This window comes from Labrys sp. HAY1-8F (assembly GCF_056754975.1).
In genome coordinates this window covers 74217-87623 of sequence record NZ_JBPGWZ010000002.1, presented here as the reverse complement: position 1 = coordinate 87623, position 13407 = coordinate 74217, and the positions used below count along the sequence as shown (strand labels likewise).

The 13407-nt window shown below is 64.1% G+C and carries 10 protein-coding genes; 2 read left to right on the top strand and 8 right to left on the bottom strand.

All coding sequences use genetic code 11. From position 1 onward, the window contains the following. Window positions 1-33: 33 nt before the first annotated feature. The 8 genes from ACR9ZN_RS09195 to ACR9ZN_RS09160 all read right to left on the bottom strand — a co-directional run bounded on the left by ACR9ZN_RS09195 (window position 34) and on the right by ACR9ZN_RS09160 (window position 10252). On the bottom strand, window positions 34-1320 hold the full coding sequence (locus ACR9ZN_RS09195) for a dihydrolipoamide acetyltransferase family protein (RefSeq protein WP_454813733.1): 1287 nt from the start codon (window positions 1318-1320) through the stop codon (window positions 34-36). Between the two features lie 12 nt (window positions 1321-1332). After that, window positions 1333-2346 (bottom strand): alpha-ketoacid dehydrogenase subunit beta, encoded by a 1014-nt coding sequence (locus ACR9ZN_RS09190; protein ID WP_434956154.1) that lies wholly within the window; start codon window positions 2344-2346, stop codon window positions 1333-1335. Continuing rightward, a complete protein-coding gene (locus tag ACR9ZN_RS09185) occupies window positions 2346-3620 on the bottom strand; it encodes a thiamine pyrophosphate-dependent enzyme (protein ID WP_454813732.1) in 1275 nt (424 codons plus the stop codon). Before ACR9ZN_RS09185 ends, ACR9ZN_RS09190 begins: the two co-directional genes overlap by 1 nt. Window positions 3621-3718: 98 nt before the next feature. Continuing rightward, on the bottom strand, window positions 3719-4882 hold the full coding sequence (locus ACR9ZN_RS09180) for an isovaleryl-CoA dehydrogenase (RefSeq protein WP_441772432.1): 1164 nt from the start codon (window positions 4880-4882) through the stop codon (window positions 3719-3721). Between the two features lie 15 nt (window positions 4883-4897). Next, window positions 4898-5869 carry a hydroxymethylglutaryl-CoA lyase gene (locus ACR9ZN_RS09175; protein WP_454813731.1) on the bottom strand — a complete coding sequence of 324 codons (972 nt, stop codon included), beginning with the start codon at window positions 5867-5869 and terminating at the stop codon, window positions 4898-4900. Next, window positions 5866-7878 (bottom strand): acetyl/propionyl/methylcrotonyl-CoA carboxylase subunit alpha, encoded by a 2013-nt coding sequence (locus ACR9ZN_RS09170; protein ID WP_481272016.1) that lies wholly within the window; start codon window positions 7876-7878, stop codon window positions 5866-5868. The genes ACR9ZN_RS09175 and ACR9ZN_RS09170 overlap by 4 nt, the downstream gene beginning before the upstream one ends. Next, window positions 7875-8642, bottom strand: a complete 768-nt coding sequence (locus ACR9ZN_RS09165) for an enoyl-CoA hydratase/isomerase family protein (RefSeq protein ID WP_481272015.1) — start codon at window positions 8640-8642, stop codon at window positions 7875-7877. The genes ACR9ZN_RS09170 and ACR9ZN_RS09165 overlap by 4 nt, the downstream gene beginning before the upstream one ends. A 2-nt stretch (window positions 8643-8644) precedes the next feature. After that, entirely contained in the window at window positions 8645-10252 is a 1608-nt protein-coding gene (locus tag ACR9ZN_RS09160) for a carboxyl transferase domain-containing protein (protein ID WP_454813728.1), read from the bottom strand. A 112-nt stretch (window positions 10253-10364) separates the two neighbouring features. On the opposite strand from ACR9ZN_RS09160, the gene ACR9ZN_RS09155 reads away from it, so the two are divergent. Beyond that, entirely contained in the window at window positions 10365-11027 is a 663-nt protein-coding gene (locus tag ACR9ZN_RS09155) for a TetR/AcrR family transcriptional regulator (protein ID WP_481272014.1), read from the top strand. Window positions 11028-11376: 349 nt separating this feature from the next. Further along, complete coding sequence (locus ACR9ZN_RS09150; RefSeq protein WP_481272013.1) at window positions 11377-13203, top strand: tetratricopeptide repeat protein; 1827 nt, start codon at window positions 11377-11379, stop codon at window positions 13201-13203. Window positions 13204-13407: the final 204 nt, after the last annotated feature.

The window sequence follows — 13407 nt, the reverse complement described above, 5'->3', positions numbered from 1 at the left end:
GGCAGCATCTTCGAATCCCGATCTGGGAAGACACTACACCATCAGCCGAACCGGTGCCTCCAACTCGCCCTTTACCGTCTTGATGAAGGCGGCGGCATCGAAGCCGTCAACGATGCGGTGATCGAAGGATGAGGAGAGGTTCATGAGCTTGGCGACGGCGATCTGACCGTTCTTCACTACCGGCCGTTCGACAATCTTGTTGACGCCGACGATGGCAACCTCGGGCGGATTGATGATCGGCGTCGCGGCGATGCCGCCGAGCGCCCCGAGGCTGGAGACCGTAATGGTCGAGCCAGTCAGTACCTCGCGGCTGGCCTTGCCGGTTCTGGCGAGCTCGCTGAGCTTGACGATCTCGGCAGCAAGCTGATGCAGCGTCAGCATTTCGGCATGGCGGATTACCGGCACCACCAGGCCGCGGGGCGTCTGCGTCGCCACGCCGATATGCACGGCGTTGTAACGATGGATGACAGCCGCCTCGGCATCGTAGCGGGCGTTGACGATGGGGTGCTGGGCGATGCCGCGCACCATCGCCTTGATCAGGAAGGGCAGCAGCGTCAGCTTCGGCCAGCCGACGGCGGCCGTATTGATCTCGGCGCGCGCCGCTTCGAGGGCGGTGACGTCGATCTCCTCGACATAGGTGAAATGCGGCACGCTGCGCTTGGCTTCCAGCATGCGCTCGGCAATCTGGCGTCGCAGGCCGATCACCTTGATATCTTCGATGCTGTCATCGCCGACCGTGGGCGGCGGTGGCACGGGCGCGCGCGCCGCCGGGGCTGAAGCCGGGGCCTGGGGTTGGCTGCGGGTCAGATGATCGTCGAGATCGGCATGCTCGATGCGCCCATCGGGACCGCTGCCGCGGATCTTGGCACCATCAAGCCCGAGAGCCGCCAACCGGGAGCGCACAGCCGGTGCCGCCAGGACCTTGCCCGAGACTGCCGGAGTGACCGCATGCGGCGACGCGGCAGCAGGCGCAGCAGCCGGCACCGGGGCTGACGCGGTCTTGGCAGGTGCCTTGGCGGGTTTCGCCGGCGCCGGGGTGGAGGCGGCCACGGGCTCGACAGCAGGCGCCTCGGCCTCGCCACCGGTATCGATCACCACCAATTCGCTGCCGATCGAAGCCATCACGCCGACCTCGGCATGACGCGCCAGGATGCGGCCCGACACGGGCGAGGTGATCTCGACCGTGGCCTTGTCGGTCATCACATCGACCAGCGGGTCGTCCTCCTGGATCTCCTGCCCGATCTCCGCATGCCAGGCGACGATTTCGGCCTGGGCGATGCCTTCGCCGACGTCCGGCAATTTGAACACGAAATTGCTCATGATCGTCTCCCCTCAGCCTGCCATCACTTTGCGCATGCCTTCCCCCACCCGTCTGGGGCCGGGGAAATACTGCCATTCGAAGGTATGCGGATAGGGCGTATCCCAACCCGTGACACGCTCGATCGGTGCTTCCAGATGGTGGAAACAGCGCTCCTGCACCAGCGCCGACAATTCGGCCCCGAAGCCGCCGGTGCGCGTCGCTTCGTGCACGATCAGGCAGCGGCCCGTCTTCTTCACCGATTCCTCGATCGCCTCGATGTCGACGGGCAGAATCGTCCTCAGATCGAGGATCTCGGCATCGATACCGGTCTCCTGCGTCGCGGCTACGGCCACATGCACCATGGTGCCGTAGGCCAGAATGGTCAGTTCCCTGCCCTCCCGCACGATTGCGGCCTTGCCGAGCGGCACCTTGTAATGCCCCGTCGGCACGTCGGCCCCGGCCTGATCGGTCCAGGGCTTCAGCGGACGGTCGTGATGACCATCGAAGGGACCGTTGTAGAGTCGCTTCGGCTCGAGGAACAGCACGGGATCGTCGTCCTCGACCGCGCTGATCAGCAGGCCCTTGGCATCATAAGGGGTGGACGGGATCACCGTCTTGATGCCGCACACATGGCTGAACAGGCCTTCCGGGCTCTGGCTGTGGGTCTGACCGCCGAAAATGCCGCCGCCATAGGGCGAGCGGATGGTGATCGGCGAGGTGAATTCTCCGCCCGAGCGATAGCGCAGGCGCGCCGCTTCCGAGACGATCTGGTCGAAGCCGGGATAGATGTAATCGGCGAACTGACACTCGACGATGGGCCTCAGCCCATAGGCGCCCATGCCGATGGCAATGGCGATCAAGCCACCTTCGGCGATCGGGGTATCGAAGACGCGTTGCGAGCTGTAGCGTTGCTGCAGGCCGTCAGTGCAGCGGAACACGCCGCCGAAAAAGCCGACATCCTCTCCAAAGATCAACACGTTGGGATCATTCTTGAGCAGGACATCCATGGCCGAGTTGAGGGCCTGCACCATGTTCATGGCGGGCATTATTTGCCCTCCTTCTTATTAGCGGCGTCCTTGGCGGCTTCGAATTGGTTGAGTTCGGCCAATTGCTCCTTGAGATGCCAGGGCATGTCCTTGAAGACGTCCTCGAACATGGTCTCATTGCCGTGATGCGGCCCGTCGCTGAGAATGCCGTGGCGCTGGGCCTCGACATTGGCCGCCTTGACCTCGGCCTGCAATTCCTTTGCCTGCGCCTGATGGCGCTCCTCGTTCCATTCGCCCAGGCCGATGAGATGGCGTTTCAGGCGCTCGACCGGGTCGCCGAAAGGCCAGTACTTCTCCTCGTCGCCCGGGCGATAGCGGCCGGGATCATCGCTGGTAGAGTGAGCCGCGACGCGATAGGTGAACAGCTCGATCAGGGTCGGGCCATGGTTGGAGCGAGCCCGCTCGGCGGCCCAGCGCGTCACCGCATAGACGGCGAGCAGATCGTTGCCGTCGACCCGGATGCCCGGCATGCCAAAGCCGATGGCGCGCGAGGCGAAGGTCGCCTCCTCCCCGCCGGCGACGCCCTGGCTTGATGAAATCGCCCATTGATTGTTGACGAGATTGATCAGCACTGGCGCGTGATAGACCGAGGCGAACACCATGCCGTGGTGGAAATCACCCTCGGCAGAGGAACCGTCGCCGATCCAGGCCGCGGCGATGCGGCGATCGCGCTTGTAGGCCGACGCCATGGCCCAGCCGACGGCCTGCGGCACCTGGGTAGCGAGATTGCCAGAAATGGAGAAGAAACCGGCCTCCTTGGCGGAATAGAGCACCGGCAATTGCCGCCCCTTCAGCCTGTCTTGCCCGTTGGAATAGATTTGCGACATCATGTCGGTCAGCGGCCAGCCACGCGCCACCAACAGGCCTTGCTGGCGGTAGGTCGGAAAGCACATGTCACCGGCTTCCAGCGCCAGCGCCTGGCCGACAGCGACCGCCTCCTCACCGGTGCATTTCATGTAGAAGGAGGTCTTGCCCTGGCGCTGTGCCTTGAACATCTGGTCGTCGAAATAGCGCGTCAGCATCATGGCGCGCAGGCCCTTGCGCAGGGTATCGGCATCGAGCTTGGGATCCCAGGGGCCGAGCGCCCTGCCCGCATCGTCGAGCACCCGCACCAGACCGAAGGCAAGGTCGCGGGTTTCCGAGGCGACGGCGCCGACCGGCGGGCGCTGGGCCTCGCCCGCACCCGGCAGATTGAGATAGCTGAAATCGGGCGTATCGCCCGGCCGGAAGCGTGCGTCCGGAATGTGCAGGCTGAGCGTGGTCTTCTTGGTCATCGAACGGGCGCTCCCAGGAGGTCTTGTTGTGACCGTCGTGCTGTCCGGCTGGCGTGAGAATGCGTCTGGCCGTATCGTTTCGGGCGTGTCCTGCGATGTCAGCTCGTCTCGCGAAAGATCTCGCGGCCGATCAGCATGCGTCGGATTTCGGAGGTGCCGGCGCCGATTTCGTAAAGCTTGGCGTCACGCAGCAGGCGTCCGGCCGGAAAATCGTTGATGTAGCCGTTGCCGCCCAGGGCTTGGATGGCCTCGAGTGCGACCTTGGTGGCGTTCTCGGCCGAATAGAGGATGCAGCCGGCGGCGTCCTTGCGGGCGACCTCGCCGCGGTCGCAGGCAGCGGCCACCGCATAGGTATAGGCGCGCGAGGCATTGTAGAGGGTGTACATGTCGGCGAGCTTGCCTTGCATCAGCTGGAAGGTGCCGATGGCTTCGCCGAACTGCTTGCGCTCATGGACATAGGGCACGACGAGGTCGAGCGCCGCGGCCATCAACCCGATCGGCCCACCCGATAGCACCACCCGCTCGAAATCGAGGCCGGACATCAGGATGCGGACACCATCGCCGACCTTGCCGAGCAGATTGGCTGACGGCACGAAGCAATCCTCGAAAACCAACTCGCAGGTGCTGGAGCCGCGCATGCCGAGCTTGTCGAGCTTGGGCGAGGTCCGGAAGCCGGCAAAGCCGCGCTCGACGATGAAGGTGGAGATGCCCTTCGGGCCGGCGGCCGGATCAGTCTTGGCATAGACGACCAGCACGTCGGCATCGGGACCGTTGGTGATCCACATCTTGGTGCCGTTGAGGACGAAACCACCGTCGCGAGCCTCGGCCTTGAGGCTCATCGATACCACGTCCGAGCCGGAGCCGGCCTCCGACATCGCCAGCGAGCCGACATGTTCGCCCGAGATCAGCTTGGGCAGATAACGTTGCTTCTGATCGGGATTGGCATGGCGGGTGAGCTGGTTGACACACAGATTGGAATGAGCGCCATAGGAAAGCCCCACCGCGCCAGAGGCCCGGCTGATTTCCTCCATGGCGACGCAATGGGCAAGGTAGCCCATGCCCGAGCCGCCGTACTCCGCTTCGGCAGTAACGCCGAGCAGGCCGAGGGCACCGAGTTCGGGCCACAGGTCGCGCGGAAAGGCATTGTCGCGATCGATGGCGGCGGCACGCGGCGCAACCTTCTCCGCCGCGAAACGCTGCACCATGCGGCGCAATTCCTCGATGTCTTCGCCGAGATTGAAGTTCAGGCCGCCGTCATACATGAGCCCTCTCCCTGATTATTTTACTTTAGCCGCCAGAGCCTGGCCCGTGCGCGAGCGCGGGGCTGAGCCGAGCGCCGCACAGACAGCCCTGCCCGCCGCCGCGACCTTGTCGAGATCGACCCCGGTTTCGACGCCAAGGCCATCGAGCATGTAAACGAGATCCTCGGTGGCCAGGTTTCCACTCGCCCCCGGTGCATAGGGGCAGCCGCCAAGGCCGGCGACGGAGGAATCCACCACGGTGACGCCGAGATCGAGACAGGCCAGGACATTGGCGAGCGCCTGGCCGTAGGTGTCGTGGAAATGCACGGCGGTGCGCTGGATACCGATCTCGCTGGCCACCGCCGCCGTCATCGCGCGCGCCGCATCGGGCGTTCCCACGCCTATGGTGTCGCCGAGTGAGATTTCCTCGCACCCCATCGCGGCCAAGGCCGTCGCCACCGAGACCACGGCGGAGACAGCCACCTGCCCTTCATAGGGGCAGCCCAGGACACAGCTGACATAGCCACGCACCTTCAGGCCCTTGGCCCGGGCCTGAGCCACGATCGGGCGGTATTCGTCGAGGCTCTCTTCGATACTGCGATTGATATTGCGACGGCTGAAGCTCTCGGAGGCGGCAGCAAAGACCGCGATATACTTCGCCTTGGCCGCAAGCGCGTCGGCAAAGCCACGAGCATTGGGCACCAGCACAGGCAGGTGGATGGGTGGGTCGATCTCCAGATCGACCTTACTCCCTGCCTCCGCGCTATGGGTCGATCTGGAGATCGACCCACCGAACGAGGACAGCCCGGCCAGCACGTCGGCGGTCTGAGCCATCTGCGGCAGATTTCTGGGCGAGACGAAGCTGCCGGCTTCCACCGTGCGCAGCCCGGCCGCGGCAAGATCGCGGATCAAGGCGATGCGGGTCTCGACCGGCAGCACCTTCGCCTCGTTCTGGAGGCCATCACGGGGGCCGACCTCGAAGATCTCGATGGTACCGGCCCGGCTCACGGCTCGACCTCCAGCACCACCAGCTCGGCGCCGGCGACGACCTGATCGCCCACGGCGACATCGACGACCTTGACGATACCGGCTCGAGGCGCCGAGACGGTGTGTTCCATCTTCATGGCCTCGATCACCACCAAAGGCTGCCCCTTCTCGACCGTCGCTCCAGCCACGGCGCTCACCGAAAGAACGAGGCCTGGCATCGGCGACAGGATGCGGCCCGCGCCCTCGCTTTCCACGCCGCGCGGCTTGCGGGCGTCGCGCAACCCGAAAGCATAGGATCGGCCATCCACGAACAAGGTCAGCGTTTCGCCGAACAAGACGGCGCGGGCCTTCAGCACGGTCTCGCCGATCCGCAGCCGCGCCGTTCCGTCGGCATCGAGGCTACCCGCGACATTGACCCGCTGGTCCGCGAGATGCAGCTCATACCCCCCGGCCAACCAGGCGGCATCTACGCCGATCAGCGTGTCACCCCAGGCCAGCTCCAGCTTGCGCCGCGCCGAACCGGAGAGGCGCCAGCCGCCGATCTCGCCCCAGGGCGAATGGGGATCGGCCGGATCGCCCGTCTTGGCCTGGCTCTCGGTGGCCCGCAGCGCCACGAAGGCAGCCGCCGCAATCACCTCATTCGCCGGATACGGGGATGGTTCCAGCAACTCGGCCTGGTGGTGCTCGATGAAACGTGTGTCGACCCCGCCTGCGGCAAAGGCTGGGTGGCGGATGATGGCGGCGAGGAAATCCCGATTGGTATGGGGCCCGACCACCTCGACGGCATCGAGCCCGGCCCCGAGCCGGGCAATAGCTTCGGCGCGGTCGGTGCCGGCAGCAATCACCTTGGCGAGCAGGGAATCATAGTGCATCGAGATGGTGTCCCCGCTGCGAAAGCCGCTGTCGACGCGAAGGCCGGACAGGCCCTCGGGCAGCGCCAGATGCTCGATCCTGCCGATGCTCGGCAGGAAGCCACCGGCCGGATCCTCGGCGCACAGGCGCGCTTCCAGGGCGTGGCCCGCGCAGGTGATCGCCTCCTGCGCCAGCGGGAGCGGCCCGCCGCCAGCCACCCGCAGCTGCCAGGACACCAGGTCGAGGCCGGTGACCGCCTCCGTCACCGGATGCTCGACCTGAAGCCTGGTATTCATCTCCATGAAATAGAAATGGTCATCGGCGACCAGGAATTCGACCGTGCCGGCCCCGACATAATCGACCGAACGGGCGCAGGTGACCGCCGCCTGATGCAGGCCGTCGCGCAGGGCGGACGGCAGATCGGGCGCCGGCGCCTCCTCGATCACCTTCTGATGGCGGCGCTGCACCGAGCAGTCGCGGTCGAACAGATGCACGGTATTGCCGTGGTGGTCGGCAAAGACCTGGACCTCGACATGGCGGGCGATCTGGAGATAACGCTCGATCACCATGCGGTCGTCGCCGAAGGAGGAACGCGCCTCGCGCTGGGCCGCCTGCAAGGCGGCCGCCAGGTCTTCGCTGCGGCTGACGATGTGCATGCCCTTGCCGCCGCCGCCGGCCGAAGGCTTGAGCAGCACCGGAAAACCGATGGCCTCCGCCGCACGCATCAGCGTGTCGAGGCTCTGGTCCTCGCCCTCATAGCCCGTCAACACCGGCACGCCGGCAGCGGCCATGCGGGAACGCGCCTGCGCCTTGTCGCCCATGGCGAGGATGGTCTCGGCCGACGGCCCCACGAAGGTGATGCCTTCAGCCGCGCAGGCCCGGGCGAACTCGGCATTCTCGGCCAGGAAGCCATAGCCGGGATGGATGGCGTCGGCGCCGCTTGCCTTGGCGGCGGCGATCAACTTGTCGATCGACAGATAGCTTTCTCGGGAGGGGGCGGGGCCGAGACGCAGCGCCCGGTCCGCCAGCGCCACGGCGAGGCTGTGGGCATCTGCGTCGGAATAGACGGCGACGGTGCGGATGCCCATAGCGCGGGCCGTGCGGATGATGCGCACGGCGATCTCGCCGCGATTGGCGATCAAGAGCACGCGAATGGGTCTGGGTCGATGGGCGGTCATGACATCCATCCAGGCTTGCGCTTGGCGAAGAAGGCGGCGAGGCCCTCACGCGCCTCGGGCGAAGAGCGGATCGTGGCAATGCGTCGGGCGCTTTCCTCGATGCGTTCGGCCGTGATGGGTCCGGCCATGTCATCAGCCAGTTTCTTGGCGGCGGCGACGGCCTCGGGGCCCCCCGCTAAGATATCCGAAAGACAGCGCTGCACCGTCTCGTCCAGCGTCTCGGGCGACGCTATTTCATGGATCAGGCCATATCTCAGGGCATCCTCGGCCGAAAAGCGCTCAGCCGTGAGGAAGAGGCGGCGCGCGGCACGCTGGCCGATCGCCCTGACGACATAGGGGCTGATCGCCCCGGGGATGAGACCGAGGCGCACCTCGCTGAGGGAGAAACGCGCCTGCGGCACGGCAATGGCGATGTCGCAGCAAGCCACCAGGCCGACCGCCCCGCCAAAGGCCGCCCCCTGCACCCGCGCGAGCGTCGGCTTGGAGCAGGTATCGACCACCCGCAGCAGTTCGGCAAGCTGGCGCGCATCGGCCAGATTGTCTTCCGGCGAGGCATCGGCGGCTCGGCGCATCCAGGCAAGATCGGCCCCGGCCGAGAAGGTCTTGCCCTCGGCCTGCAGCAGCACGGCCCTGACCGTGCCGTCGGCGCCCACCTCGGCAAAGGCTCGGGTCAGTTCGGCGATGAGCGCTTCGTCGAAGGCATTCAACACCTCGGGACGATCCAGGGTGAGGACCGCGACCGGCCCATTCCGTTCGACCCGCAAACTCACATCCGGAACACGCCGAAGCGTGTCTCCCTGGCTGGAGCATTGCGCGCGGCCGACAGGGCCAGCGCCAGCACCATGCGGGTTTCGGCCGGATCGATGATGCCGTCGTCCCACAGCCGCGCCGTCGAGTAGTAGGGGTTGCCCTGCTCCTCATACTGGGCCCGGATCGGCGCCTTGAAGGCTTCCTCGGCCTCGGTGTCGATTTTGGACTCATCGGTCCCGGCCGCATCCCGGCGCACTTGCGCCAGCACATTGGCGGCCTGTTCGCCTCCCATCACGGAGATGCGGGCATTGGGCCACATCCACAGGAAGCGCGGATCATAGGCACGGCCGCACATGGCATAATTGCCGGCGCCGAAGCTGTTGCCGATCACAACGGTGAATTTCGGCACGTTTGCCGCCGCCACCGCCGCCACCAGCTTCGCGCCGTCCTTGGCGATGCCGCCCGCCTCATACTCCCGGCCGACCATGAAGCCGGTGATGTTCTGCAGGAAGAGTAAGGGAATGCCGCGCTGGCAGGCAAGCTCGATGAAATGAGCTCCCTTCAGCGCCGATTCTGAGAAGAGGATGCCATTATTGGCGATGATGCCGACGGGATAGCCCCAGATCCGGGCAAAACCGGTGACGAGCGTAGTGCCGAAATCGGCCTTGAATTCGTCGAATTCCGAACCGTCGACCAGCCTGGCGACGACCTGACGCACATCATACGGCTTGCGGGGATCGGCTGAGACGATGCCGTAGATTTCCTTGGGATCGTAGAGCGGTGGCCTGGGCGCCGCGAGGTCGGCGTCGTCATGCTTACGCCGGTTGAGATTGCCGACGATCTCCCGCGCAACACCAAGGGCATGGGCATCGTTCTCCGCAGCATAGTCTGCGACGCCCGAGGTGCGGGTGTGGGTGTCGGTGCCGCCCAGCACCTCCGCGCTGACCGTCTCACCAGTGGCTGCCTTCACCAGCGGCGGGCCGCCGAGGAAAATCGTGGCTTGGTTGCGCACCATCACGACCTGATCGGCCATGGCAGGCACATAGGCGCCGCCCGCCGTCGAACTGCCCATCACCACCGCGATCTGTGGAATGCCGGCGGCCGACAGGCGCGCCTGGTTGAAGAAGATGCGGCCGAAATGCTCTCGGTCGGGAAACACCTCGTCCTGCTTGGGCAGGAAGGCCCCGCCGGAATCGACCAGGTAGACGCAAGGCAGATGATTCTCGGCGGCAATGGCCTGCGCCCGCAGATGCTTCTTCACCGTCATCGGGAAATAGGTGCCGCCCTTCACCGTGGCATCGTTGGCGACGATCATGCATTCCTGGCCGGAGACCCGGCCAATGCCGGTGATCAGCCCGGCAGCCGGAACCTCATCGCGATAAAGGCCGAAGGCGGCAAGTTGGGAAAGCTCCAGGAACGGAGCTCCGGCATCGAGAAGCAGTTCAATGCGGTCGCGCGGCAGCAGCTTGCCGCGCTTGAGATGCTTTTCGCGCGCGGAGGCCGAACCGCCGCCACCAGCGCGCTGATTGCGTTCGCGCAATTCAGCGGCGAGCGCTGCCAGCGCATCGTGATTGCGCTGAAAAGCCTCCGACCGCCGATCGATGGCACTCCCTATGACCGGCATGCAGACCGCCTTGCCTGTTGCAAGCCGCTTGCGATGCGGCCCTGATTGGATCATAAACGAACGGACGTTTGTTTCTATAGTCGGGGGCGGGTTTCTCCGCAAGTGGTTTCATATGGCGCGCAAGGTGGGAGCGGATGGCAGCAGGACGGCGGAGGCGATCCGCGCGGCCGGCCTGCGCCTGATCTTCGAACATGGCTATGAGGGCATGAGCCTGAGGGATCTCGCCCAGATCGTCGGCATCCAGCCAGGTTCGCTCTACAATCATATTACCACCAAACAAGCGCTGTTGTTCGACTTCCTGGTCGAGCACATGACGAGGTTGACCGAGGCGCTCGACGCGGCGCTTGCAGGCGTCGAGAGCCCGCTTGCCCGCCTCGACACCTTCATCGAATTCCATCTGCGCTATCACCTGACCCGGAGGATGGAAGTCTTCATCAACAACTCCGAACTGCGCAGCCTGGAGCCGCAAAACCGGGCTGTCGTGACCGGACTGCGGCGCGACTATGAACGGCGCCTGGAGCAGATCCTGGCCGAAGGGACCAAGAGCGGTGCCCTGCTGGTGCCTGATGTGACCGTCGCCACCTTCGCGATCATCGCCCAACTCACCGGCGTGGTCGGCTGGTACGATCCCAATGGCCAACTCGGTGAGGACGAAATCATCGCCATCCACCGGCAGCTCGTTATCGGCGGGTTGTTACCCGGCGCTTCGGCGGAGTTCCCCGGCGAGGCAGCCGCCACCGGGATCGGCACTACCCGAATGCAGGCAATCGGTTGAGGCAAACCGGCATCGATGCCTGGGTGCTTGGCTCTATATGCTGCTGCACAAGCATAGCTTGCAACGCCGACTGATCGAGCGAGCAGACATTGAGCCTTTTCACCATTGCTAAGATAGGCTTTACTGCAAACAGGGCTGATTTCGCTGGGTGAGGTCTTCGTTGAACGGGAAACAAGCGCTATGGGCGATAGCAATCGTGTTGTCGTTAGTCCCCGCAACCGGGTTCGCCAGAGGGATTTCGAGCAAACAGGCTGAGACATTTTGCTTCGACGCCAAATCCACCGACGATCAGACTATCACTGGCTGCAGTTGGCTCATTGTGGGAGGGGGCAGTTCCCAGGCGGATCTGGTGACCGCCTATTACAATCGCGGCGTAGCTTATCAGCACAAGGGCGACAGGGACCGCGCCATCGCGGATTATGACCAGGCGATCTTCCTGAAACCCGATCACGCCTCCGCCTACAACAATCGCGGCAACGCCTATGCCGACAAGGGCGATACGGGACGCGCCCTCCAGGATTACGACCAAGCCCTTCGCCTGGACCCGAACTTCGCGCTGGCATTGAGCAATCGCGGTAACGCCCATGCCGACAGAGGGGACTATGACCGCGCCATCCAGGACCTTGATCGAGCCATCCTCCTCAGGCCGGACGATGCCCTCGCGCTCAACAATCGCGCCAGCGTCTATGCCGACAAGGGTGATCGCGACCGCGCCATCCAGGATTACGACCACGCCATTCGCATCAGGCCGGACTATGCCACGGCCTTCAACGGCCGTGGCAAGGCCCATGACGCCAAGGGCGATCGCGATCGCGCCATTCAGGACTTCGACGAGGCCATCCGTCTCAAGCCTGATTATGCCTACGCCTTCAATAACCGTGGCAGCGTCTATCAAGACAAGGGCGAGTACGATCGGGCCATTCGGGACTTCGATCGCGCCATCCGCCTCAAGCCCAATTACGCCGATGCCTTCAACAACCGCGGCAGCACCTATGATGACAAGGGCGACTACGACCGCGCTATCCGCGATTACGATCAGGCCATCAGCCTCAAGCCCGACTATGCCTACGCCTTCAACAACCGCGGCGTCGCCAACAGGAAGAAGGGTGACAATGACAAGGCCATTCGGGACTACGATGAAGCAATCCGCATAGATCCCGATTACGTCATCGCCTATTCGAACCGCGGCAACGCCTATTACGGCAAGAGCCAATTCGACCGCGCCATTCAGGACTACGATCAGGCCATCCGCATCAAGCCGGACCATGCTCTCGCTTATAATGGCCGGGGCAACGCTTATGACGACAAGGGCGACAGCGACCGCGCGCTTCAGGACTACGATCAGGCGATCCGGCTCGACCCCAATTTGGCCATCGCCTTCAACAATCGGGGTGGCGTATATGCCGAAAAGGGCGACCCCGATCGCGCGATCCGGGATTTCGACGAAGCCATTCGCCTCAAGCCTGATTATGCCAGGGCCTACAATGCGCGGGGCAACGTCTATTACGACAGGGACGACTATGAGCGCGCCATCCAGGATTTCGACCAGGCCATACGTTTCGACGCCGGTTACGCGCTCGCCTTCAACAACCGCGGCAACGCCCATGACGACAAAGGCGATCGAGACCGCGCTCTAGCGGATTATGATCAAGCCATTCGCCTCGAACCCGACTACACCCTCGCCTATAGGAACCGCGGCATCACATATGACCGGCAGGGCCATTACGATCGCGCCATCCGCGACTTCGACCAGGCTCTCCGGCTCGATCCCGATAATGCGGCCGCCTTCGTCAATCGAGGCGTCAGCTACGACAACAAGGGTGACCACGCCCGCGCGATCCAGGACTTCAATCAGGCGATCCGCATCAAGCCGAACAATGCCCTCGCCTATAGGAGGCGCGGCTCCAGTTACGACAATCTGGGAAAGTCCGACAGGGCGCTGACGGACTTCAATCTGGCCATCAGCATCGACCCCGACTATGCCGAGGCCTATAATGATCGCGGCATCACCTATTTGGGCATAGGTGATTACGACAAGGCGATCACGGATTTCGATCAGGCCATCCGCATCAAACCAAAATTCGACCGCGCTATAAGAAATCGCGCCAAGACCATAGAAATAAGAGACAAAAACTTTCCTGAGAAGAAAACACTCAAGGCATCGGCCTCCCCATAGAACCGGACGACAGGCTACAGCCGCCACGCGAGGCCGTTGACCTGAGGACGGATCGGATTGCGCTATTTTCGCGAGGTACCCGCTCTCGCCCCGATTCAGATTGTCGTCAAATCACAACCGGAATATCCTCTGACAAATCGCGTTCGCCTTGGATGAGATATCATGCGATCGCGTCGGCGTGTCTTTGCCATTTGAAGTCATTCA